Origin of the sequence: Bartonella sp. DGB2 (assembly GCF_046843095.1) — a bacterium.
Taxonomy (GTDB): Bacteria; Pseudomonadota; Alphaproteobacteria; order Rhizobiales; family Rhizobiaceae; genus Bartonella.
This window is the reverse complement of the sequence record NZ_CP177325.1, coordinates 1,125,794-1,148,749: the sequence shown is the minus strand read 5'-3', so window position 1 is coordinate 1,148,749 and position 22,956 is coordinate 1,125,794. Positions and strand designations below refer to the sequence as shown.

Here is a 22,956-nt window from a genome sequence, read left to right as displayed (position 1 = left end):
GGATGAAAAAAAATTATATTGATGAAATGCGTGAAATGATACTTGCAAAACAAATATCTTGCATTATACCTGAAATCAAAATGGTCGGGGTAGGCGACTTTATCGCCTGCCTGCACTACGAACGTTATGGAAACATTAGCGATATTATTGATGCCGCAACCGAGCTTTATTTCTATCCTCAGACCATCCGTTTTGCCAATAAAGGAGAGTATAAGCTGGGTTGGGATACCTTCCCCACCATTACTCTGTATATGGAATTTTCCAATGAAGGTGTTAACAGCCAGTTCCATATGATTATGGATAGTGAAAGCTTTGGCATTGAGATTGATGACACCATTTTTGAAATACCCAGCGACGATGAAACTGAAACCCGAATCTTCATGCAAGCGCTTAACAACGCGCGGCTCCCCAGAAGTAAACAAACGAAAGGCTAGACCTCTAAATTCTTCGGATCTTTAAATATCTTCAGGCAACATAGTTTTTGCGGGTTTAGTAACACGTACACGGCTACTAGGAAGATAAGTAAATTGCTCAACCAATAAATCTTGTAAAACGGGAGTTCCTACATAATCATTAACCCGCTTGATAATCTCGTTCTTCACATCTGCAAATTTGATACGCTCAATCGTGCTTGTATCAGAGTAGCTCCCCCAAAAAATTTCAAATACGGCGTTATTAATTAAAGTGTCCAAGGGGACAGCAATAGATTTCTTCCGCTTATCATCCACTACATAGCCCAACTGAGAAATCAAATAGCCATCTACCTTGCCCTGAATAATAATAGGAATGCTAAAAACGTTAGTTTTGGTATAATGAAGCTTCACCGCCTCAGGCACTTTCACGAGCGCAGGGGAATCTGCGTTCATTCTAATGCCCAGCATCAGACTTCCCAAAGCAACTACACAGACCCATAAACCGATCGCAAAAATTTTTACCATTACGGATGCCCAATTTTTACCGAAAATGGATCATAAGTGCCGTCGGTTTCTTCAGAGCGCACCGCCATCTGCATCATTTGCGATAATTCGCTAACTGCTTCCAGATGAATTTTTAACAAATCGCTATTACGCTCAAGCTTTTTTTGCAAACCTTGCAAAAGTCTAGCAATACTTTCCTCCATATTGTCATTAAGATAAACAGAGACCTCACCCATCGCTTGATTTAAATCTCGTAAACCGCGCGTTTTGCGTGCATTAATCTTGTTATAATCTGGATTACCATTACTCTCAAGGATATCACTTTCATAATCTACGACCTCGCCTAGCCCTTCAATAGCGGCGGCAAACTTTTGCATAGCGAATTCCGATGCCATTGGATTCTTTTTCATTTCACCCTCTTTCATTTTCTTTAGAAATACCGTGCGCTGGCACGGCGTCTATCTAGTCTTAAAAGACCACGCTTACTTTATGTGATAATTTTTGCTCTACTGCATCCAACTGAGCCCCCTCAGAAGCCTCTTTACGCTGCTGCGCCTGCGCCAACATCTGAGCCACACCAATACCACCACGCCTAGCCACCTCTTTAGCCATTTCTTGAGCCAATAAGGATTTCCACACCGCACCTGCTTGCCCTTTGCCAAATACTGCTTCTGCCTTATCAGGAAACATATTCCCAATAAAAGATTGCAACATAAAAGCTTCAAAATCTTGATAAACCGCTTGCGACGAATTCTCCTTGCGCACAACCATTGGCAAGACCGGGGCTGTAGAAGAAGGTGCTTGATCAGAAGCTTGTTCGATATTTTTCGCAAAACCGCCCACTTTAGCTGCATGGCTAGCAGCAATCATGCGTAATTTTTGTACGGACGCTTGGTATTGGACAGGATCTGCTGCCCGCCCTACATCCATAATTATATCAGAAACAGGTCTCAGCGCCATTTTTACCCCGTCCTTCATTTTGCAAATTTACTACAAAACATGCTTAAAAAAATGCTAACAAGCAAAGCTTATGCCAAGCTGGAAGATTGGTTGAGGGATTGGGTAATAAAATCTTCCAACATACGGGCCAGTTCCTGTTGCTCTTCTTTCCTTATCGTCGCTTTATAGCTGTCCTCTATCATCATATAACGATAAGTTGATTGTGCAGCCTCTTGTTGCTGCTCAAAGATTTTATTTGCCAAAAGCACGCTATTTTTTTCATTCTGTTGCAAACATTCTGCCATAAAACACGTGTTATACAAAGGTACGGTTTCATCATTCTCAAGCAAAGATATAATTTTCTGTTTTTGTTCTTGAATTGCATGATAGCGAACATAAAGAAAATTCAATTCTGCTTCATCACGCATTTTAAGCAAATTTTGCACTTTTAAAAGCTTAGCATAACGGTGCTTATGAAATGGCATTCTTACCCTTCTTCCAGCCATGAGGCCAGTTCCCCATCAAAAAAACGCAACATTTCTGGTACTAAAAAATAAAGCAATAATAAGCCGCCTGCAACAACAAAAGGTAAGGATATAAAATAGATAGGAATAGCGGGAGTCAGCTTATTCAAAAGACCCACTGCCATATTCACAAAAATTGTATAAACCAAATAAGGGGCTCCGATCCGCAACGTCACTAGAAAAGCTTTTGACAAAGCATCACGATAATCAATCAGAGCAAATCCTGGGTGGGGTACAAGGCTTACGGGTACTAAATCGTAAGAATTCCACAAACCCCGCAACACCATTAAATGCATATCACTAGCAAAAAATAGCATCACCGCTCCCATCATTAAAAGGTTGGCAATCTGTGTCTCTGGGACAGACTCCATAACGCTATTTCCAGGTTGCCCCGAATAGCCCATACTCATCCCAATAACATTAGCCATGAATTGAAAGGCCCAAAGATAAGCATGAGCAATCACCCCAAAACTCACCCCCACTAAACTTTCTGCCACAATCCCTAACACCAAAGTTGTAACGTTCAGCCCTTTAACAAGATTATAAAGCTGGTCAGCTACCAAAGGGACAAGCGCTAACGAAAAAGCAAGCGCAATGAATAAACGTATCTGCATATTCAAACGTGCGACCGAAAAGCCAGGCGCCACCATCACACACCCACCCACTCTGCAAAACACAAACATCACCATGATCAATAATTGATCTATGGGCACATTAAAAAGATTCATAAAAGTTCCATTAAAAACATGTCTATTATATCAAGGCTGCCTTTTGCCCTTCTATCTACCCTAAAATGGTAGATCATTCGCTTAAAATATCTAAGGTACGCACTTCAATAGAACGTGCGATTTCTGCATGCGAAAGAACGGCCACAGTAGGGAAAATGCGCTCAACAATCATCCGCACATAAGACCGCATCTGCGGCGAAGTGATCAATACAAAACGCCGCCCATTTTCCATATGGGTACGTATCATTTCACTAATCTTTGTACCAAATTTTTCTAAATCAGCTGGATTAATATCAAATTCAATAATATCCCCCTTTGGATCACGTTTCAAAGCTTCATGAAAAATCGTATCCCAATAAGAGCCCAGTCGAATCACATTTAGGACTTCGCCTTCCGCTAAATCACCGCAAATCTGTTGTGACATACGCACGCGCACATGTTCGACAATCGCCTCCGTCCGCTGTGCAAAAGGAGCAACTTCCGCAATAGCTTCCAAAATTAAATCAAGATTACGAATAGAAACTCGTTCATTTAATAACCTTTTCAAGACCGCTTGCAGACCTGAATAAGAGAGATAGGCAGGGCAGATCTCCTCCAATAGTTTGTGGTATTCAGGCCCTAGGCGATCTAAGAGAATCCGCATATCCTTATAGGAAAGTAATTGGCCCAAATTATTGCGCAAAACTTCGCTCAAATGCGTTAACAGTACCGATAAATTATCGACTACCAAATAGCCATCACGCAAGAGCTCACTACGAAATGTTTCAGAAGTGGCAAAGGCTTGCATCCCAAAAGCTGGCTCACGTACCTGTTCCCCTGGCAAATTAGGGATAGGTTTATCACTTGGCATCACCAAAATTTCACCAATCGGCACATCGTAAGAAGCAACCACGCTCCCATATAATTTAATCTGATAGGTTTTGCTAGGCACATTATAAGCGTCTGTCACTTGAATCTCAGGGATCACAAAACCATATTCCTTGGCAAATTTTCTTCTCATCTTAGCCATACGCGAGGCAAGTTCACCTTGTTGAGGCAAAAGTCGCATAGACAGTTGTTTGCCCATAGCCAATTCAATCTGCTGCATTTCAAGAGAAGCTTTAATTGACTGGCTTTCCTCACGGTGGCGTAGCTCTACCGCCTGATCTGCCTTTGCTTGCCGCGCGGCTGCCTCTCTTTGTAATCGTCTCGGAATCGTATAACCTATAGACGCCATCACCAACGATAGAATTAAAAACGGCAGAATAGGTAACCCTGGTAACATTGCCAAAATCAACAATAAAAAGGCAGCCACAAAGAGTGCCTTAGGATAAGCCCCTAATTGGCCTAACACCGCTTGTTCAGCAGAACCACGCGTTCCTCCTTTAGAGACCAAAAGCCCCGCTGCTAAAGAAACAATCAAAGCTGGAATTTGCGTGACCAGCCCATCCCCCACCGATAATTTAGTAAATACATCCGCCGCCCCACTCAAATCCATACCGTGGCGTGTCACACCAATGATAATGCCACCAAAAATATTCACAGCCGTAATAATTAAACCAGCTATAGCATCGCCGCGAACAAATTTTGATGCCCCATCCATTGAACCAAAAAAAGCGCTTTCCTCTTCAAGCTCACGACGGCGACGTTGTGCCTCTTGCTCATCTACCAGCCCAGAAGAAAGATCAGCATCAATAGCCATTTGCTTTCCTGGAATCGCATCAAGCGTAAACCGCGCGCCCACCTCAGCGATACGAGAGGCTCCCTTAGTGATAACGAGAAAATTGACGATAATCAAAATAGCGAAGACAACAAGGCCGATAACAAAATCACCCCCCATCACAAATTGAGAAAACCCATGGATTACATGACCCGCCGCCAAATACCCCTCGCTTCCGTGGGTTAAAATCACCCGTGTAGTAGCAATATTTAACGAAAGCCGTAACATAGTGGCAATCAATAACACGGTAGGGAAGGCAGAAAAGTCCAACGGCCGTTCAATCCACAAAGACACCATCAAGATAAGAACGGAAAAAGCAATGGAAAAGGATAACCCCATATCCAAAACAAAAGCCGGAACCGGTAAGAAAAGCACGGTTAGGATAATAATAATTCCCACCGCAAATCCAATATCACTCCCCGAGAATTTGCTATCCATCTGAGGAGGAGTGGCCGTCGCTGGTTGCACAGTCTTCTCCTATGCATGAAGATTAATCCCTAAAAGGCGAAAATACACAATGTAGCTTGCGTGAAGGTAGCGCCTAAAGCACGCGATACGTAATTAATTTCTCCTTGCTTGTTAAGGCATATAACGCTATATTACATATAGAAATATTAAGTTATTTTTTTCGACGAGAAGGCCTTTTGCCTTGTTTATTAAGGGTTATTGGTAGCGATTTAGTATATGTTTTTACACGTTGTTTATCGCCTATGGCCTCAAAAAATGGTAATCATAGACAGGGGGAATGAATGGTAGATATAATCAAAGTTTGGCTTTTTTACTCTTCCCTCATCATCATTCTTAACGCAGCTATTGTTGTTTTAGTAGCCAATATCAGCTAAGCATTAATATTAGTTGCTAAACTAAGAAGGTGCATAAACGTGGATTTAAAGAACATAAATTCCAATATTTTTATCGGAGATCAGATAGAAGTTTTTGACATAGAAATCATCGCCAAAAAAGGTATTAAAACGATCATATGCAATCGTCCCGATGGAGAAGAAGAAGGCCAGCCGACCTTTGCACAAATCCAAACAGCGGCGGTAAAACATAAAATTGCCACTCATTATATCCCCATTACCTCCCCCTTCATCGCGCCTGAGGCTATCACCCAAATGCGCGCGATACTAGAAAACACGGATTCACCTCTTTTAGCCTATTGCCGTTCAGGCGCCCGTTCGAGCCATCTCTATCGCTTAGCTACAAATAGCTAAGGGCGCGTTTTTGAGCAAACTTTTTCAAAATTTAACCATAAATCTTAAGCCATCGCTAAGATAAAAACATTAAACTCCCTAGGTAATGCGGGAACCTTTCCGTATCACAAAGATGCAATCTATAGGGTAAAAAATGGGCAAATGGATTCATGGCACATTAGGTCTCTCCAGCTACCAGCGAAAAATGCGCACTTTGCATAGCTTATTAGAAAGCCTTCTTTTGGTTACTATCACCTTTATTGCCATCATCATGACAAGCCTCATCCTTATAAAAGAAATCCGTACTACAAACCAAGGTATTTACCACCCCGCTCTGACCATTCAAGACCTTTTACACACCTATAAAATACCAACCATCAAACTACAGGGTTAAGGCGAGCATCCAAAAACGAGAGCGGCTGTGCCCGTATCAAACAAGCCTTCGCCGCTTCGCAATCCTGATTGATTTGCGTTTTTAGTTGATCCAAATTAGCAAATTTTGCTTCATCACGCAAAAAGCTTACAAAACAGACAGAAACCCATTCATCATAAAGATCGCCATCAAAATCAAAAATATAAATTTCTAAGAGGGGTAAACCCTCTTTTTCTACAGTAGGTCGGCGACCAAAACTTGCCACCCCTCCATAAAAAGCGCCATTTTTTCGATAGAGACGGACCGCATAAATTCCGTATTTAAGGCTTGTTTGCGCGGGCAAAACCATATTGACTGTTGGAAATCCCAATTGCCGACCCAATTTTGCTCCGTGACATACCTGCCCCTGCACACGATAATAATAATTTAATAAACGCGCCGCTTCCTCTACACTGCCTTTAGCCAACGAACTGCGGATTCGGCTAGACGATACAGGCGCCCCAGTCGCATCAACAAAGGCTGGCTCCTGATATACACTAAAACCAAAATGAGCTCCCATTTCTTTCAATGTAGCTACATTACCACCCCTATGGGCTCCAAAGGAAAAATCATGTCCAATCACCACTGCACTTGCCTGAAAGCCATGATAGAGAACCGCTTCCACAAAACTTTCTGCACTCAAATCAGCAAAAGTCCGATCAAAACATTGTTCTACGACCCCGTCACAACCTAAAAGTGAAAGAATTTCTGCCTTTTGCGCTGGGGGGGTGAGGCGATCCACCGGCCGCATGGGCACAAAAAAATCGCGCGGATGCGGCTCAAAACTCAAGACAGCCACCGGCTTTTGATAAGTTTTACCGCAAGCAATAGCCTGTTTAATCACCCGCTGGTGCCCTAGATGCACCCCATCAAAATTACCAATAGCAACCACCGCCCCATGCCAAAAAGATGAGAGCTCTGCCATATGAGATATCCACATAAACGAACCCATTATTGTAAAACCCATAACCAAGCCCAGGGTACATAGGGCGCACGTACGACAAAATTCATAAGAGCAGAACGATTCAACCGACCAGCATGCATATAATGGGGCCGATGCAACCCAGCAGCAATAAAGACCGCATTAATACCAAAATCCGCAGCTCCCTTAATATCAGTATCAAGCCCATCACCGATAGCCAAAATACGAGCTTTATTATCAGTACCGCCCAAGGCACATAATGTTTCTATGGCTAGGCGATAAATCGGCGTATACGGCTTGCCAGCAATCAAAACACGTCCACCCATCTCTTGATACATTTTGGCCAAAGCTCCTGCACACCACATTTCTTGGCCACCATAATCAAAAGCAAGGTCTGGGTTGGCACAAACAAATGGCAGATCCCGCTTAATAAATCGCTCAAATAGCAACCGATAATCATCCAATATCTGACCATTATGAGAGACCTTATTCCCCTGCGCTTTACCAAAAACCGCCTCACCAAAAGGCCCTGTACACACGATAGAATCAGCGGCCGCCTCATCAACCAAGCACACATCCAGTCCTGCAAAAAGCCGATGATTTTGTTCAGCACCGATAAAAAAAATACGTCTGCCCGTTGCTTTAATAATATGGCGGGTAACATCGCCCGATGTCACAACTGCATCATAAGTCTCTGCTCCAATGGCAAAGCTATGCAACTGCTCCTGCACATCAGCACTACATGAAGGTGAGTTGGTGATCAAAATCACATATTTTCCTGCCGCCCGCAAGTCTCGCAGAGCTTCAACCGCAGGCGTATAAGCGGCTATACCATTATGAATCACGCCCCAAATATCACAAAAAAATGCCTCATAATCATCACTGATCTCACTAATATGGCTTAATTCTTGCATCATACCATTCCATGACTTCTGTGATACATTTAAAACCTTTTTCGGTAAAAGGCGAACAATTTTTATAAAACATCATAGACAGGCTAAACTAGATCAAGCATAGTTAAACTCATAAACCAAAGCAAAAGCATATAAAGGGATATAAAGCAATCATGCTAAAGCACATCCCGAAAAGCATCGCCACACACCAGAAAACTATTAATCTCATTAATAAAGCAAGCTTTGAAGAAAGCTTGCGTGAGCTTCAACAGCAATTATCCAACACAAATAGCGAAAATACCACCCGAAAAGCCCTTGTTACCCTCCTGAAGGATACCATCCAGAACGCTCATCAAAAAGCCGAAGCTATACTTCTAGACAACGGCCATGGCCGCTCCTGTGCCCAAAGCCTTAGCGCCTTACATGACTATATTATCGCAAGCCTTTATCACTTCACCACCCGCTATATCTATCCTAGTTCAAACCCATCAGAAGGCGAGAAAATTGCCCTCCTTGCCGTTGGCGGCTATGGCCGCGGAACGTTGGCTCCCTATTCTGATCTTGATCTACAATTCCTTCTGCCATGGAAGCAAACCCCCCATGGCGAACAAGTTATGGAATATATTCTATACACACTTTGGGATGCGGGCCTAAAGGTAGGGCATGCCACCCGTAATATTGAAGATAGTTTGCGCCTAGCAACAGATAATATGACCATACGCACGGCTCTTTTAGAGGCGCGTTTCCTCGTAGGTAACCACGCATTATATAAAACCTTTATACAGCGCTTTGAAAATGAAATCATAGCCGAAAGCTCAAGTGTTTTCATCCGCGCCAAATTAAGCGAACGCAACCTCCGCCATAAAAAGGTTGGCGAAACACGTTACCTTGTTGAGCCCAACGTGAAAGAAAGCAAAGGTGGCCAGCGGGATTTGCAAACGCTACTATGGATTTGCAAATACCATTACCGTATCCAAACAGTCACCCAGCTGATTCCTTTAGGAATTTTGTCAAAGACGGAAGCATCTCTTTTTAACAAAGCCGATGACTTCTTATGGGCGGTACGGTGTCATATGCATTTTTTAGCCCGTAAAGCGCAAGAAAAACTTTCTTTTGATATCCAATACGATATGGCAAAGCGTCTAGGCTATGCAGGGCGGGCTGGGCTCAAGGCAGTAGAACGCTTTATGAAACACTATTTTCTAGTAGCCAAGCGCGTGGGGGATCTCACCCGTATTGTTTCTGCTGCCTTAGAGGAGGAGCACGTTAAACCCGTTCCTGGACTAAATCAGGTTTTCATCACTTTTGCCCATAAGCGCCGTAAAATCCGCTCGCATCCTGATTTTATCATCGATCATCAGCGAATCAATATTGCACATGAAAACGCCTTTACTCAAAATCCCGTCAATCTTATCCGTCTTTTCGCTCTCTCTGACCGCTATGGCCTCGAATGCCACCCACATGCATTTCAAAAAGCAGCACGCGCTTTGCACCTCATCACCGCAAGCTTACGTGAAAACCACAAAGCTAATCAACTTTTCCTTAATATTCTTACCTCGCAGCGTGACCCCGCACTTATTTTACGCCGCATGAATGAGTCCGGCGTTTTGGGAAAATTTATCCCCGATTTTGGTAAGATCGTCGCGATGATGCAGTTTAACATGTACCACCATTATACAGTAGATGAACATCTTTTACGCTGTATTGAAGTGCTTAGTGATATTGAAAATGGCCGGCACCAACAAGAGCACCCTTTAGCGAGCGCCCTTCTTCCACAATTAAAGCGCTCGCGCAAAATCCTCTATCTAGCGCTCTTTCTTCATGATATCGCCAAGGGACGACCCGAGAATCACGCCCTTGCAGGAGAGAAAATTGCTTGGAAATTGTCGCTACGCTTTGGCCTCAGTGGTCGCGAAGCTGCCCATGTAGCTTGGCTTGTGCGGGAACACTTAAGCATGAGTAAAGTCGCACAATCGCGCGATCTCAACGACCCAAAAACCATCGCTGACTTTGCCAAAAAGGTAAAAACTCCAAGACGACTCAACCTTTTACTCATCCTCACCATTTGCGATATCCAAGGCGTGGGGCCTAAAGTCTGGAATGGGTGGAAACGCCAACTTCTACGCACACTTTATGAAGAAACACAAAGCTATTTCAAACAAAAGCCCGCGGCGATCAAAGCACAGCAAAAACTCGCCCCCATCATTGATAAGTTTTGCGCAGCTCTCCCCACATGGGATAAAGCGCAGCAACAAAATTATTGCTTACTTCATTCCCCCTATTATTGGCTTTCTACATCTCTCTCCCAACAAATTGATCACGCAAATCTCATTCAAAAAAGCCAAGAAGTAACCCAAACCATCGCTAGCACTGCCAAGATCAACCCCTTCGATAGGGTGAATGAAATCACCGTCCTCGCCCCTGACCACCCCCGTGTTTTATCGCTCATAGCTGGCGCTTGCGCAGCCGCTGGCGGCCATATTATTGATGCTCAAATCTTTACCACCCGCGATGGTCGCGCCTTAGATATCATCATAATGAATCAGCAATTTGACCTGATTGAGGATGAAAAGCGTCGCATCAACAAAGTGCGTGATACAATTGAGAAAACCCTCAATGGAAAAATCCTCATACCGCAGTTAATTCAAGAATGCAGGCTCACACCGCCAAAGAACAAAGCCTTTAAAATACGTCCAAGAGTTGAAATCAATAATCATCTATCGCACCAATTTAGTGTAATTGAAGTACGAGGTCTTGATCGCTTAGGGCTTTTATTCGATCTCACCCGCACCCTTTCTGACCTCAAACTCAATATTGCTTCTGCCCATATCACTACCTTTGGCGAAAAGATTGTTGATAGTTTTTATGTTCAAAATTTTTCTGGAGAAAAAGTTACCGATGCTGCACAAAGCGCCCAAATTATCGCGCATTTATTAGCGCTTTTAAAATGAGTAAATTTCAGTTCTTAAACGCCCCAACAATGAGCCTATAATAATGAGCCTTATCCGCAAATTCTCTACTGTCGCTTCCGGAACATTTATAAGCCGACTTTTTGGCTTTGCCCGTGAAATGTTAATGGCTGCTGCGCTAGGTACAGGGCCTGTAGCAGATGCATTTAATGCCGCATTTCGTTTTCCCAATACTTTTCGGCGGCTTTTCGCTGAGGGAGCATTTAGTGCTGCTTTTGTGCCGCTGTTTTCTAAATACATTGCACAAGGCGGGCACGAAGAAGCTCGCCGCTTTGCCCAAGAAGTTTTTGGGGTTTTATTTAGCGTACTCATTATGCTTACGCTACTTATGGAATTCAGCATGCCCTTTTTGGTTTCTACCATCATCGCCCCAGGCTTTTACAACGATGCTGAAAAATATGCTGCTACAATACGCTTTTCAACCATTATGTTTCCCTATCTTGCCTGTATGTCACTAGCAGCGATGATGGCAGGTATGCTTAATTCTCTGCATCATTATTTTGCTGCTGCCATAGCACCAGTTTTTTTAAACATTATTTTGATTGCTGTCCTAGCGTATACTTGGATATATGGGCTTAACCCATGGCACGTAGGGCTGGGTCTTTCTTGGGGTGTCATGGCCGCAGGATTCATACAACTGTTAATAGTATGGGCTGCGGTCGCACGACTAGGAATGCCCATTGGCTTTCGCCGCCCGCGCTTAAGCCCTTCTGTAAAGCGGCTTTTATGGCTTGCGCTCCCAGCTGCCATCACTGGCGGGGTAACACAAATTAACCTCCTCATCAATACCAATATTGCCTCTGCCAAAGCGGGTGCGGTTTCTTCACTCGCCTATGCCGATCGCCTTTACCAATTGCCCTTAGGGGTTGTGGGTATCGCCGTGGCCACGGTTTTATTACCCGAGCTCACCAGCGCTTTACGAAATCATGAAATAACCCAAGCCCACCGCATCCAAAATCGTGCTATCGAATTCACCCTATTCCTTACCTTACCCGCCGCCGCAGCCTTTCTCGTCATGGCTACTCCTCTCGTACAATTATTATTTGAACGCGGCCATTTTACTAGCCAATCCACGCAGATTGTGGCACATCTTTTAGCCATTTATGGCTTAGGCTTACCAGCCTTTGTTTTGATCAAGGCCTTTATCCCCAATTTCTTTGCGCGTGAAGATACAAAAACCCCCCTTGTATTTGCCATCATCTCTATGATAGCCAATGTTAGCATCGCGCTCAGTCTATTTCCGTATTTTTCAGCGGCTGGCATCGTCATCGCTGAGGTCAGCGCTGGTTGGCTCAATGCCTTATTATTGTTTATGACGTTGGTCAAACGCGGTCATTTCAGCCATGAGCGTGCATTTTTCTTTCGCTTTATAAAGCTGTTGGTCTCAACCATTCTTATGGCCGTAGCATTGCATTATAGCCTTAGGTTCTTAGCTACTCCTCTCTCTCCACAAGCACCGCTTCTGCAGCGCGCCTTGACTATTAGTAGTTTAATTATCGGTGCTATGATCGTTTATTTTAGCGCAAGCCTCTTCTTAGGAGTAAGCAGTATCGCCCTTTTAAAACGCAGCTTGACGCGACACAAATAGATGTTTTATCTAATGAGCAAATTATCCCTATGAACTGTTCTCCACCTGTCAGCGAAAGAGCCTTTTTATGACCAAACTCTCCTCTCTGGTTTTTTCCGGCATACAAGCTACTGGCAACCTACACTTGGGCAATTACTTGGGCGCTATAAAGCATTGGGTCGCTCTACAAAAGGACTACCCTTGTCTTTATTGTGTAGTGGATCAACATGCACTCACCGTCAATCCTAATCCACAGGATCTTATTAATTCTACCCGCGAAGTAGCAGCGGCTTTCCTTGCCACGGGAATTGATGCAGAAACACATATTGTATTCAATCAAGCGCGCGTTATGCAACATAGCGAATTAGCTTGGATTTTTAACTGCATTGCTCGTATCGGTTGGATGCAACGAATGACCCAATTCAAAGATAAAGCAGGCAAAGATCGGGAAAATGCCTCGCTAGGGCTTTTCGCTTATCCTAGCCTTATGGCAGCAGATATTTTACTTTATCGCGCCACCCATGTGCCGGTAGGTGATGACCAAAAACAACATATAGAACTCACCCGCGATATCGCTCAAAAATTCAATAATGACTACGCGGACCGCATTCAATCCCTTGGCTATAGCGTTGATATTAGCGTTTTGGATAAGGGAGAATCAGGCTTTTTTCCCCTACCCGCGCCTTTGATCAATGCCACAACAACAAGAATTATGTCCTTGCGTGATGGGACAAAAAAGATGTCTAAATCTGACCCATCAGACCTCTCGCGGATTAATCTTATCGATAGTGCCGATGCCATTGCCAAAAAGATAAAAAAAGCTAAAACGGACGCAGAGCCCCTGCCCGAAAGCCTTAAAGGCCTTAAAAAGCGACCCGAAGCCGATAACCTTATCGGTATTTATGCAGCTTTAACCCAGAGCAGCAAGCAACAAGCGCTGAATCAATTTAGCGGTCAGCAATTTTCCAATCTTAAATCTATGTTGACAGAACTTGCTGTAGCAGAACTTGCCCCCATAAACACTGAATTGCACCGCCTAAAGGCTGATCCAGCCTATATAGACAGTGTCCTTCAAAAAGGCGGCGAAAGAGCAACAATTTTGGCCGAAAAAACCATGCGCCAAGTGCGCGATATCGTAGGCTTTTTGCAAAATGCATAAACGTTGCATTACTATCAAAACCGCATGAATGCAAACGAGTTGCAGGCTCTGCTATGCAGTACGCAAAAAGTTAAGTAATATTATGTGCACCCAAGCAACCACCAGCACGCCCAACTAGCATCACCGATGAAGTGCAGCAACAGAGAATTAAACAAGATATGGCCATTTTAGTCTTAGCAGCAAGCAATGGGCATAAAGAACCTAACCCATTAATCGTATCAATTGCAGGATAAGGCGATAGTTTTTCCATTATCCCTAGCAATTATACTAACAAGGATATTGCAGTGCTCATCTAACTCCCCCATATAAAACATAGACTAAAATAGAGGCCTCTTTATATACTCTGCCATTGATCTCCGGAGCCCCCATGTTTATCCAAACCGAAACAACCCCCAATCCTACGACCTTAAAATTCCTCCCTGGCCGCGTTGTCTTAGAAGAAGGAAGGGGAGTAGAATTTCTTGATGCAACCCAGGCAGCAGAACGTTCTCCACTTGCGGCCAAATTATTCGCCATTGAGGGGGTGGCCAGTGTCTTTTTTGGCTATGACTTTATCACTATCAGCAAGGATGCGAGCGAATGGCAACACCTAAAACCTGCCATCTTGGGAATAATTATGGAACATTTTACCTCAAATAGCCCAATCATGGCTCCAATCGCCTCCAATCATCGCCAAGAACACGAAGAATTTTTTGATGAAAAGGATCGCGAAGCTGTAGCGGTGATAAAAGAGCTCCTTGAAACACGTGTACGCCCAGCCGTAGCCAATGATGGCGGTGACATCAGCTTCTGCGGCTTTGAGAATGGCATTGTCTATCTGAATATGCGCGGGTCTTGCGCGGGATGTCCTTCATCGACCGCCACCCTAAAGCATGGCATCGCTAATCTGCTTCGCCACTTTGTTCCAGAAGTACTCGACGTAGAAGCTATGCCACAATAAGCAAGATTTACCGCCCCCATGCGCTTGTCCTGCCTATTTTTTCTTGCAACAAAAAAGCTATGGCTCATCACATCAAGCAGCCCTAATGACACTTAAACGAATAGATAGTTTGCATAGGAATGTTTAGCGATTATCCTCTTGGAGGCACTCCACGCCCATTCAGGTAGCCATGAGCATGGTTTAATCCAAGCCGTATCTTTCATTAGAGATGAGATTTATAACCAACCAAATACAAGCAGAACTTAGGCTTTTTTCACAAATTCTGCTTTAAGTCCCATAGAACCAACGCCCACAATTTTACAATCAATATTATGATCCCCCTCGACCAAGCGAATATTCTTGACCTTGGTCCCCACTTTAAGGGTGCTCGCGCTTCCTTTAACCTTAAGATCCTTGATAAGAATCACCGTATCTCCATCCTGCAAAAGTGTACCATGGGCATCGCATACCGTAAAAACCCCAGCAGCATCGCTGTCTTCATTTGCCCCATGCCAAGCATGCCCACATTCTGGGCATAGAAACAACCCTCCATCTTCATAACTATAGGGGGATGCACAAATAGGGCAGGGGGGGAAATCGCTCACTTTTATCTCCATTATTTTGGCTCTTAATAGAAAATATTTCTAGTCTCCGCAAGAGCACCTTGTCGCTTAGTATCGGATAAGGTAAAAAGCAGCATAAACATAGAAGGAATGACTAAAAATGACTGAAAAGAATATAAAAAACAACGCCCGTCTGCCCCGCGGTTTTGTTGATTATACTGCACAGGATCTTTACGTCATCCAAGCCATCCAAACGCGTTTGGCTGGCATTTATGAACGCTATGGGTTTGAAGCAATCGAAACCCCGATTTTTGAATATAGCAGCGCCTTAGGTAAATTCCTCCCAGATCAAGACCGCCCCAATGCTGGCGTCTTTTCCTTCCAAGATGATGATGAGCAATGGCTATCTTTACGCTATGACCTCACTGCCCCCTTAGCACGCCACTTTGCTGAACATTATGAAACCCTTCCTAAACCTTACCGTACCTATCGGTATGGCTATGTTTTCCGGCACGAAAAACCAGGTCCTGGCCGCTTTCGGCAATTTCTTCAATTTGATGCCGATAGCCTAGGAAGCCCCGATATCGGCAGTGATGCCGAAATGTGCATGATGGCTTGTGATAGTTTAGAAGCGGTTGGTCTTACAGCAGATCAATATATTATCCGCCTCAATAACCGCAAAATTCTTGACGGGATCATGGAAGATATAGGCCTTGATAGAACTAAATACAACGATAAACGGCTTATAGTTTTGCGTGCCATTGATAAACTTGATAGACTCGGTGAAGCTGGGGTGAAACTGCTTTTAGGCAAAGGGCGGCTTGATGAAAGTGGTGATTTCACTAAGGGAGCAGATCTAAAAGAAGACGCTATCGCCCATATCCTAGCCTTTCTCAATGCGGGCGGTAAGGATGCGGCTACGACCCTTGCTGCTTTACAAAAAGTTGTAGGCACCAACGCCACCGGCAAGAGAGGCGTGGAAGAGCTTGCGCAAATGCAGGCCATTTTCTCTGCTACTCGCTATGACACACGCATCAAAATCGATCCTTCAGTCGTGCGCGGTCTTGAATATTATACCGGCCCAGTCTTTGAAGCCGAACTCCTCTTTAATGTTTTTAACGAAGATGGGCAAAAAGTAGTATTTGGCTCAGTGGGCGGCGGCGGACGCTATGATGGGCTCATCGCCCGATTCCGCTCTGATCCTGTTCCCGCAACGGGCTTTTCCATTGGCGTCTCGCGCTTAGTGGGAGCGCTAAAGAGCTTAAAAAAACTCCCCTCGCACCCCTTAGCAGGGCCGGTGGTAGTGCTCGTCATGGATAAGAATCCACAAGCATTAATCGAATATCATAAAATCATCGCTGATCTTCATGTTGCCGGCATCCGCGCTGAACTCTATAGCGGAAGCGCTGGCATAAAAGCGCAAATGAAATATGCCGACCGCCGCAACGCTCCTTGCGTTATCATCCAAGGACAACGCGAACGCGCCGCTGGTACCGTAGAAATCAAAGACTTACTTGAAGGCGCGCGCCTTTCGCAACAAATTGCGGATAACCAAACCTGGCGGGAAAGCCGGCCTGCCCAAATTACCGTACCCAGAGATAATATAATCACTGCACTCAAAGAAATTTTAGGCCGTTATTCCTAAATATCGCAAAGAAAAATCTTATAAAGAGCTAAAGCACTAAAAAGAACAAAGCATATCCGGCGTGCTACTCAGGCAGGCGCAGCATAGCGCAAAAGGGCAGCTAAAGCCTCTTCGTGAGGGATATCTTGGCGGCGCACTGCCAATACATCCCCTCCCGCCGCTAGAACGCGACCAGCAATCTCATCAAGAATATCATAGCTATCAGGCCCCTCTTCAGCAAATGTCACCACACCCGTTGTCTCATCCACGCGCCCATGAATCATTTGATCCATATCCACAAGTAAAACCGCCACTTGCCCGTAAGTAGCAGCGCGCGCTGCAGTAGAGAGATCCGTTGTTGCACGGCCATCAGCATTCAATATTTCAAAACGATCATGCAAATCGCCTAGCTTTTGTTGATAATAAGCATCAAGTTTCTCACGAGCCAAATCGGCAATTTCAAAAGGCTTAGCATGATCAAGACCAGCGTGATTAATCTCTGCAACTAGATTATGTCCACTATAAACGCTACGAAAAGCGTAAAGTAACCTTTCGCCCCCTATAGTAATCAAAGGCTTATCCGAGCCCTTTACCACAGCCGCAACGCTTTTATCAATTGCCCGCGTATATTGCTTTAAGCGCTCATTAGTTTTGTCTTGTAACTTGTCCCCGCTCGTGCCGGCAGTCGTATCAATATTTTGAGGAAGGTTCTCTACATGCGCTTCATAAGGCTCTGCCTCTCGCGCCAAGGTAAAAAGCCGTACCGTTTTCTCCGCCAGCAATAAAATATAAGCTTGATGGGTAAAAGTGATTGAACGCAAAAGCGGACTGAGTAAGAACCGATCTCCCACCTCTACCTGGGCGGTTAAATGGTTGGCAAGGCGAAAGGTCCATAGCTGGGTGTCATGCGCCAAAACCGCCAAACTATGGGCTTGGTACAACCAGAAGACTTCATCTTCTGCAACTTGGTACAATAAAGCTTCCAAGCTCTGCAAGCGACGCTTATCAATAAGCTGCGCTGCTTGGTGCAAGGCTTCCTTGACCTGATTTGCGTATTCTATCTTAGCCCCCTGAATTTCTGACGTCACTGGTGTTGTAGGCAAATAAATCGAAACACAAGCTTCAGCCCGCGCTTTATTTAATTGCACAAAAGTTTCAAGCGATGGAATATCCATATAAAGCATCAGAACTAAGCCTTTCCTCTGAACCTACAAATGAATATAGGCAAAAGGATCAGCATAACCAGCCCTTTAACCAAACATAAGGTGTAAGAAAACGCCCCTTCAATAAGCGTAATCTAAAAAAACTGGTTCAACAGAGCTACCCCAAAGGGCATAATAAGAAGCCAATAAACGATCTGCCTCGCTTTTACCGCTCAAAACCACATCTTCTAGACAATCAAGAAAACACGTCTCGTCATTACCGCTTTCATTGAGTCGATGCCGATTTTTAAGCCCTAAACGAGCCATATCCAAAACAGGCCGCGCCCATTCACGCACAGTTTTTCCTGCAAAAGGCGTCCTTAGGCCCATTCGCGGCACATGATCGCGCATGTGTAATACATCTTCATAGGTCCAGTGTTTGGTCAAATCCAAAGCCGCTTCTAAAGCCTCTTCATCATAAAGTAACCCCGTCCAAAAAGCAGGCAAAGCACAAATATAGCGCCCAGATCCGCCATCTGCACCGCGCATCTCTAAAAAGCGTTTCAGGCGTACGTCAGGAAAAAGGGTTGATAAATGATTAATCCAATCGCCCATATTAGGCGCAACAGTATCCACCGCCCCGTCCATAAATTGCCTAAATGTTATATGGGTACAGTCTATATAATGCCCATCACGAACAATAAAGTACATCGGCACATCAAGCGCCCAAGCTGCATAATCAGCAAAACCAAAAGAATCGGAAAAAGCAAAAGACAAAAGACCAGATCGCGCACTATCAGTATCGCGCCAAATCTCCGAGCGCCATGATAAAAAACCATTTGGCTTACCTTCAGTAAATGGCGAACTAGCAAATAGAGCTGTAGCAAGCGGCTGTAATTTCATTCCTACCTGCATTTTATGGCGCATGTTAGATTCAGAAGAAAAATCTAAATTCACTTGGATTGTTGTGGTTCGATACATCATATCAAGACCACATTGGCCAACTTTTGGCATATAACTACGCATGATTTCATAACGCGATTTGGGCATATGGGGTGTTTCGCGCAACTTCCATTTTGGGCTTGCTCCCACGGCTAAAAAACCAATTCCCAAAGAAGTGGCCACTTGTTGTACCTGCATCAGATGAGCGTTTGTCTCACGGCATGTCTGGTGCAGTGTCTCTAAAGGTGCGCCTGATAATTCAAACTGCCCCCCAGGCTCTAAAGAAATCGCCCCTTGGCCAAGCGGGGAAAGAAGACCAATAAGCCGTCCTTCATCCATAATCGGCTCCCAACCTAAAAGCTTTTGCATGCCTTCAAGTAAAGCCAAAATGCCCTTTTCTCCCTCATAAGGAACGGGGCTATGCCCATCGACATAAAAAGGAAATTTTTCGTGTTCTGTACCAATACGAAAAGATTGCTTAGGTTTGCACCCAGCCGCTAAATATTCTACCAGATCGTCAAAACCCGTGATTAAGCTTTCATCAATTGTATCACGTGCCATGCATCATCCCTTCATCATATTGCAGCCTATTAACTTCTAGTATCCTATACTCGCCCAAAAAAGCTAAATCCTATATCTATATCTCGCATCTACCAATCACCCAAGCAGGCATGAATAAGAGCAAGGGCTGCCACCGCGGCAGTATCTGCGCGTAAAATACGCGGCCCTAAAGAAAGCGGGAACACAAAATCATGCTGACAAAGAAACGCGCGTTCAGCCGCACTAAACCCACCTTCTGGTCCTACAAGCACCCCACAAGCTTTGCGGCTCCGCCCTTCTAAGGCAACCAAAGGGTTAATCGTTTTTGCCATTTCATCACAAAAAAATAAAGGTCGTCCATCCCAGTCGGCTAAAAGAGCAGATAAATTTTTTGCCATCGGGCAATGCGGTAAAGCTAAACCGCCGCATTGCTCAAGGGCTTCAACCGCATTGGCCTGCACACGATCTTCATTAAGGCGAACAACTTGGCAATGCTGAGTTATGACAGGCTGCAAAGCCGCCACGCCTAGCTCCACCGCCTTCTGCACCATATAATCAAGACGACCTTGCTTAAGAAGTGCAAAACAATAAATCACATCAGGTACAGATTCTTGCTCCCGTGTCTTATATTCGACCTTGAGGGTACAAGTTTTCTTTTTTATGTCAAAAATCGCCGCCCGCCATTCCCCATCTTTACCATTAAAAACCAATAATTCTTGGCCCGCCTTCATTCGCAACACATGCAAAAGGTAATGAGCTTGACGCGTCTCTAAGGAGATAAGCACGTCTTTAGCCAAGGAACCAGAAATAAATAAACGTTGTAAACGATAATTTTCGCGCATTGTCATTCTTTAAGCCTTTGGAAAGGCTTTTATCCTAAAAAACTCTCAAGTAATAGCCTAACATAATCAGCCTATCGCCACAAACTTTCCTATAAAATCTCAGGAACAAAAAAACAAAAATTAAGTTGTCGATAAAAGAAATTTGGTTTATGTAGCCTCAACGCCATTCGGAGAGATAAATGTCTGCTAAACGCGCTGCCCTTATAAGCTTTGCCGCCTTCTTTGGCTTTATTGTTGTAACAATCGGGCTCGGTAGCGTAGGTGCAAATAATAACGCTCTTGTCTCCGAAGATGGCTATGGGATCAGCACCCGCCAGCCCTAGCATTTAAAACTCATCGCCCAAAATTATTGCTTTGCACAAGACACACCCAGTTTGATCATAGCGCTAAGCTAGACATATCAAAATGATAATAGGCGGGCTTCAGCACTATGCAAACGCCCCATACCCCGAGTTTTAAAATGGGGGCAAAGAAAGCCCCTTTGGCAAATATGATGAAAGCCCAAATGCCGTCAAACGGGGCGTAACCTTAATATTTTCAACGTCCTCCCCTTGATTATTTATCGTAAATATAAAAGGCATCACCAAGCTATTCTGCAAACACTCTGTGTCATGACACAAATAATCTTGGCGATTGGTCGCTTGCATCTGCCCTACCATAGCTAGGTGTGCAACACGCTGAGAAAAGGGGAAAGGGATCAAATCACCTTCAAGACTCACAATCCATTTATCAATTGTCATATCTGATTTAGAAAGTTTTAAGGCTTTTTCGCTAAAACTTGCCTCACCACTCCATTGATTAAAAGCAGTTGCAGCTTTATGATCCGCAATCAAAGTAAAAGCACTACCTGACGCTAATTGCTTTATAAATTCATTAAAGTCATAGAATTTTAATGCACCAGGCATCACCGCCCACGCAACATTACCTTCGAGCCCCGTCCAGCATTTTGATTGCTTGTCTTTGTCAATCTTCAGCCGTAAGTTCACGTTGCCTTTCCCCGTCACAAAAGCAGGATAATGCGCAGCCTGCACCACATCTTCAACATTTATGCCACTTGCTAAGATTTGTGCATCAACATGAGTAGCGTTTGGCTTTTTCTTAATTTGAATATGGCTCTGCCATACACCACCAAAAGCGCTAGCATTACCAATATCAATAAGCACATTATCTTTTTCAGTTTTAATCGCCATAGCCACATCGTTCACTTGGCCGCTATTATATCTAGCAGCCTTTATTGAGAGACGTATATCCAAAGCAAAAGGCATAAAAGTTTTCCACGACAAGCTTCCAAGTGCCTCTTGGTTTTGCTCAAATTTTGTAAGATCAAGCTGTTTAAAGGCTAAAGAGCCAGTTAAAACAGGCGCAGGTTTCGTAAGCGCCACCTCCAAAGCTCCTCGCGCCTTATCTTCACCCAAGCTAAACGTAGCATCAGCTAGCTTAATATAATTGGGTGTAGCCAAAAAACCTGAGCCCCACACGACAGGCGCCTGTATATGGCAACTCATCATATGCGTAAAGCCTAACCACATACATGTCTGCTCCCAGTCGAGGGAGTGTCCTGCTAAACGACCACTGAAAAAGAAATTTTGTGCAAGTCGCGCGTCTCCATCAAAAGTCAAACCACCACGCACAGAATTTAAGCTAACCCGCACGCGGCTTGTCCCACCTGCCAATAACAACAAGGCCTTATCAGCATCAATCTGTAAATCTGTAAATTCTCCATGCCACTGAGCGTTCGCCCGAAAATTAGCACCATGGGTAGAAACGGGCCAATCTAACGTTGCATTTAAATTTGTGATCTTCTCAGGATAACGGCCAAAATTAGTGCGATATAAAATCACACCATCTTTGATAACGATACGACCAAACGGCTGATTAACCAAATGCGTCACATCAGGGCGATCAGGATCGCGCTCAATAAGTGTACGCAAATCTCGTACCATTTCGCCCAAAGATCCATGCGAACGTGAGAGGCTATCAAAAAAATCGGCAGCGGTCTGGATAGGCGCTTCAATGATAATCTTTGGATTAATAACCCGCGTTTGTGAAAAAGAAATGCCTCCCCATAAAATGTCGGGAAGCGATAGATCGACATCAATACGCTCAGCTTCCATAAAGGCCGCGCGCCCTTCTCCAAAAGGGGTAAGGCTTACACCCGATAAAGATGCCCGTGGGTAAGGGAGAAGCTGCAATTTCGGCGCCTCACGCAAAGCCACGTGATAGCCAGTCCAAAGGCTTAAATCCCGCGCCAAACGGAGCCGAATTGCTTCGGTAGAAACCACATAAGGCAAAGTCAAAACAAATGTAAACAGTGTTATGACCGCTAAAATAAAAAAGAATACTATATATTTAACCGTTTTTCTAAACACAGTTTTCTTTCATAAAAGCAAAAATCTAATCTATACCCCCCAAACCTTATCTCAGTTATCCATGCCTCTTGATCCATATCAAAAAGCGCATCT

Annotated in this window: 23 protein-coding genes; 9 read left to right on the top strand and 14 right to left on the bottom strand. The window is 44.3% G+C overall.

What is annotated here, in order from left to right:
* Positions 1-2: 2 nt before the first annotated feature.
* Entirely contained in the window at positions 3-434 is a 432-nt protein-coding gene (locus ACK28X_RS06255; protein ID WP_412057555.1) for a hypothetical protein, read from the top strand.
* Positions 435-455: 21 nt separating this feature from the next.
* Here the strand turns inward: ACK28X_RS06255 and ACK28X_RS06250 are convergent, their stop codons facing one another.
* The 6 genes from ACK28X_RS06250 to flhA form a co-directional block, all read right to left on the bottom strand.
* Positions 456-938, bottom strand: a complete 483-nt coding sequence (locus tag ACK28X_RS06250) for a hypothetical protein (RefSeq protein WP_412057554.1) — start codon at positions 936-938, stop codon at positions 456-458.
* Positions 938-1,327, bottom strand: coding sequence for a flagellar protein FlgN (locus tag ACK28X_RS06245; protein WP_412057553.1), 390 nt, complete (start codon positions 1,325-1,327; stop codon positions 938-940). The genes ACK28X_RS06250 and ACK28X_RS06245 overlap by 1 nt, the downstream gene beginning before the upstream one ends.
* Positions 1,328-1,385: 58 nt before the next feature.
* Positions 1,386-1,877: a rod-binding protein gene (locus ACK28X_RS06240; RefSeq protein ID WP_412057552.1), complete on the bottom strand. Its 492-nt coding sequence runs from the start codon at positions 1,875-1,877 to the stop codon at positions 1,386-1,388.
* Positions 1,878-1,945: 68 nt separating this feature from the next.
* Complete coding sequence (locus ACK28X_RS06235; protein ID WP_412057551.1) at positions 1,946-2,341, bottom strand: hypothetical protein; 396 nt, start codon at positions 2,339-2,341, stop codon at positions 1,946-1,948.
* Between the two features lie 2 nt (positions 2,342-2,343).
* Positions 2,344-3,108, bottom strand: a complete 765-nt coding sequence (locus ACK28X_RS06230; protein WP_412057550.1) for a flagellar biosynthetic protein FliR — start codon at positions 3,106-3,108, stop codon at positions 2,344-2,346.
* Between the two features lie 73 nt (positions 3,109-3,181).
* Positions 3,182-5,245, bottom strand: coding sequence for a flagellar biosynthesis protein FlhA (gene flhA / locus ACK28X_RS06225; RefSeq protein WP_412058301.1), 2,064 nt, complete (start codon positions 5,243-5,245; stop codon positions 3,182-3,184).
* A gap of 443 nt (positions 5,246-5,688) precedes the next feature.
* Here flhA and ACK28X_RS06220 point away from each other — a divergent pair, with 443 nt between their 5' ends.
* Both ACK28X_RS06220 and ACK28X_RS06215 read left to right on the top strand, forming a co-directional pair.
* Positions 5,689-6,021, top strand: a complete 333-nt coding sequence (locus ACK28X_RS06220) for a TIGR01244 family sulfur transferase (RefSeq protein ID WP_412057549.1) — start codon at positions 5,689-5,691, stop codon at positions 6,019-6,021.
* 133 nt (positions 6,022-6,154) lie between these two features.
* Entirely contained in the window at positions 6,155-6,394 is a 240-nt protein-coding gene (locus ACK28X_RS06215) for a hypothetical protein (RefSeq protein ID WP_412057548.1), read from the top strand.
* On the opposite strand, the gene ACK28X_RS06210 is transcribed toward ACK28X_RS06215, so the two are convergent.
* Together ACK28X_RS06210 and ACK28X_RS06205 are read right to left on the bottom strand one after the other, a co-directional pair.
* Positions 6,378-7,364 (bottom strand): bifunctional riboflavin kinase/FAD synthetase, encoded by a 987-nt coding sequence (locus ACK28X_RS06210; protein ID WP_412058300.1) that lies wholly within the window; start codon positions 7,362-7,364, stop codon positions 6,378-6,380. The genes ACK28X_RS06215 and ACK28X_RS06210 overlap by 17 nt on opposite strands.
* On the bottom strand, positions 7,364-8,251 hold the full coding sequence (locus ACK28X_RS06205) for a TIGR01459 family HAD-type hydrolase (RefSeq protein ID WP_412057547.1): 888 nt from the start codon (positions 8,249-8,251) through the stop codon (positions 7,364-7,366). Before ACK28X_RS06205 ends, ACK28X_RS06210 begins: the two co-directional genes overlap by 1 nt.
* A gap of 173 nt (positions 8,252-8,424) precedes the next feature.
* Between ACK28X_RS06205 and ACK28X_RS06200 the strand changes: the two genes are divergently transcribed.
* The 3 genes from ACK28X_RS06200 (at position 8,425) to trpS (ending at position 13,922) form a co-directional block, all read left to right on the top strand.
* On the top strand, positions 8,425-11,178 hold the full coding sequence (locus tag ACK28X_RS06200) for a [protein-PII] uridylyltransferase (protein ID WP_412058299.1): 2,754 nt from the start codon (positions 8,425-8,427) through the stop codon (positions 11,176-11,178).
* Between the two features lie 43 nt (positions 11,179-11,221).
* The gene (gene murJ, locus ACK28X_RS06195) at positions 11,222-12,784 is read left to right on the top strand and encodes a murein biosynthesis integral membrane protein MurJ (RefSeq protein WP_412057546.1); all 1,563 of its coding nucleotides are present in this window, start codon (positions 11,222-11,224) and stop codon (positions 12,782-12,784) included.
* 67 nt (positions 12,785-12,851) lie between these two features.
* Positions 12,852-13,922 (top strand): tryptophan--tRNA ligase, encoded by a 1,071-nt coding sequence (trpS, locus tag ACK28X_RS06190; RefSeq protein WP_412057545.1) that lies wholly within the window; start codon positions 12,852-12,854, stop codon positions 13,920-13,922.
* A gap of 70 nt (positions 13,923-13,992) precedes the next feature.
* Here the strand turns inward: trpS and ACK28X_RS06185 are convergent, their stop codons facing one another.
* Positions 13,993-14,172, bottom strand: a complete 180-nt coding sequence (locus ACK28X_RS06185; RefSeq protein WP_412057544.1) for a hypothetical protein — start codon at positions 14,170-14,172, stop codon at positions 13,993-13,995.
* A 117-nt stretch (positions 14,173-14,289) separates the two neighbouring features.
* Between ACK28X_RS06185 and ACK28X_RS06180 the strand changes: the two genes are divergently transcribed.
* Positions 14,290-14,862 carry a NifU family protein gene (locus tag ACK28X_RS06180; protein WP_412057543.1) on the top strand — a complete coding sequence of 191 codons (573 nt, stop codon included), beginning with the start codon at positions 14,290-14,292 and terminating at the stop codon, positions 14,860-14,862.
* 242 nt (positions 14,863-15,104) lie between these two features.
* Here ACK28X_RS06180 and ACK28X_RS06175 read toward each other — a convergent pair whose 3' ends face one another.
* Positions 15,105-15,446 carry a zinc ribbon domain-containing protein YjdM gene (locus tag ACK28X_RS06175; RefSeq protein ID WP_412057542.1) on the bottom strand — a complete coding sequence of 114 codons (342 nt, stop codon included), beginning with the start codon at positions 15,444-15,446 and terminating at the stop codon, positions 15,105-15,107.
* A 118-nt stretch (positions 15,447-15,564) separates the two neighbouring features.
* Between ACK28X_RS06175 and hisS the strand changes: the two genes are divergently transcribed.
* Positions 15,565-17,049, top strand: a complete 1,485-nt coding sequence (gene hisS / locus ACK28X_RS06170) for a histidine--tRNA ligase (RefSeq protein WP_412057541.1) — start codon at positions 15,565-15,567, stop codon at positions 17,047-17,049.
* A gap of 68 nt (positions 17,050-17,117) precedes the next feature.
* On the opposite strand, the gene ACK28X_RS06165 is transcribed toward hisS, so the two are convergent.
* From ACK28X_RS06165 to ACK28X_RS06155, 3 genes are all read right to left on the bottom strand, one after another.
* A complete protein-coding gene (locus ACK28X_RS06165) occupies positions 17,118-18,212 on the bottom strand; it encodes a hypothetical protein (protein WP_412057540.1) in 1,095 nt (364 codons plus the stop codon).
* A 99-nt stretch (positions 18,213-18,311) separates the two neighbouring features.
* Positions 18,312-19,673 carry a glutamate--cysteine ligase gene (locus tag ACK28X_RS06160; protein WP_412057539.1) on the bottom strand — a complete coding sequence of 454 codons (1,362 nt, stop codon included), beginning with the start codon at positions 19,671-19,673 and terminating at the stop codon, positions 18,312-18,314.
* Positions 19,674-19,762: 89 nt separating this feature from the next.
* Positions 19,763-20,494: a 16S rRNA (uracil(1498)-N(3))-methyltransferase gene (locus tag ACK28X_RS06155; RefSeq protein ID WP_412057538.1), complete on the bottom strand. Its 732-nt coding sequence runs from the start codon at positions 20,492-20,494 to the stop codon at positions 19,763-19,765.
* A 179-nt stretch (positions 20,495-20,673) separates the two neighbouring features.
* On the opposite strand from ACK28X_RS06155, the gene ACK28X_RS06150 reads away from it, so the two are divergent.
* Positions 20,674-20,817, top strand: a complete 144-nt coding sequence (locus ACK28X_RS06150) for a hypothetical protein (protein WP_412057537.1) — start codon at positions 20,674-20,676, stop codon at positions 20,815-20,817.
* A 132-nt stretch (positions 20,818-20,949) separates the two neighbouring features.
* On the opposite strand, the gene ACK28X_RS06145 is transcribed toward ACK28X_RS06150, so the two are convergent.
* Complete coding sequence (locus ACK28X_RS06145) at positions 20,950-22,791, bottom strand: AsmA family protein (protein WP_412057536.1); 1,842 nt, start codon at positions 22,789-22,791, stop codon at positions 20,950-20,952.
* Positions 22,792-22,956: the final 165 nt, after the last annotated feature.

Coding starts and splice junctions, on each gene's coding strand:
- ACK28X_RS06255 (WP_412057555.1), top strand. CDS start 3: ATGAAAAAAAATTATATTGATGAAATGCGTGAAATGATACTTGCAAAA.
- ACK28X_RS06250 (WP_412057554.1), bottom strand. CDS start 938: ATGGTAAAAATTTTTGCGATCGGTTTATGGGTCTGTGTAGTTGCTTTG.
- ACK28X_RS06245 (WP_412057553.1), bottom strand. CDS start 1,327: ATGAAAAAGAATCCAATGGCATCGGAATTCGCTATGCAAAAGTTTGCC.
- ACK28X_RS06240 (WP_412057552.1), bottom strand. CDS start 1,877: ATGGCGCTGAGACCTGTTTCTGATATAATTATGGATGTAGGGCGGGCA.
- ACK28X_RS06235 (WP_412057551.1), bottom strand. CDS start 2,341: ATGCCATTTCATAAGCACCGTTATGCTAAGCTTTTAAAAGTGCAAAAT.
- ACK28X_RS06230 (WP_412057550.1), bottom strand. CDS start 3,108: ATGAATCTTTTTAATGTGCCCATAGATCAATTATTGATCATGGTGATG.
- flhA (WP_412058301.1), bottom strand. CDS start 5,245: ATGGATAGCAAATTCTCGGGGAGTGATATTGGATTTGCGGTGGGAATT.
- ACK28X_RS06215 (WP_412057548.1), top strand. CDS start 6,155: ATGGGCAAATGGATTCATGGCACATTAGGTCTCTCCAGCTACCAGCGA.
- ACK28X_RS06210 (WP_412058300.1), bottom strand. CDS start 7,364: ATGGGTTCGTTTATGTGGATATCTCATATGGCAGAGCTCTCATCTTTT.
- ACK28X_RS06205 (WP_412057547.1), bottom strand. CDS start 8,251: ATGATGCAAGAATTAAGCCATATTAGTGAGATCAGTGATGATTATGAG.
- murJ (WP_412057546.1), top strand. CDS start 11,222: ATGAGCCTTATCCGCAAATTCTCTACTGTCGCTTCCGGAACATTTATA.
- trpS (WP_412057545.1), top strand. CDS start 12,852: ATGACCAAACTCTCCTCTCTGGTTTTTTCCGGCATACAAGCTACTGGC.
- ACK28X_RS06185 (WP_412057544.1), bottom strand. CDS start 14,172: ATGGAAAAACTATCGCCTTATCCTGCAATTGATACGATTAATGGGTTA.
- ACK28X_RS06180 (WP_412057543.1), top strand. CDS start 14,290: ATGTTTATCCAAACCGAAACAACCCCCAATCCTACGACCTTAAAATTC.
- hisS (WP_412057541.1), top strand. CDS start 15,565: ATGACTGAAAAGAATATAAAAAACAACGCCCGTCTGCCCCGCGGTTTT.
- ACK28X_RS06165 (WP_412057540.1), bottom strand. CDS start 18,212: ATGCTTTATATGGATATTCCATCGCTTGAAACTTTTGTGCAATTAAAT.
- ACK28X_RS06160 (WP_412057539.1), bottom strand. CDS start 19,673: ATGGCACGTGATACAATTGATGAAAGCTTAATCACGGGTTTTGACGAT.
- ACK28X_RS06155 (WP_412057538.1), bottom strand. CDS start 20,494: ATGCGCGAAAATTATCGTTTACAACGTTTATTTATTTCTGGTTCCTTG.
- ACK28X_RS06150 (WP_412057537.1), top strand. CDS start 20,674: ATGTCTGCTAAACGCGCTGCCCTTATAAGCTTTGCCGCCTTCTTTGGC.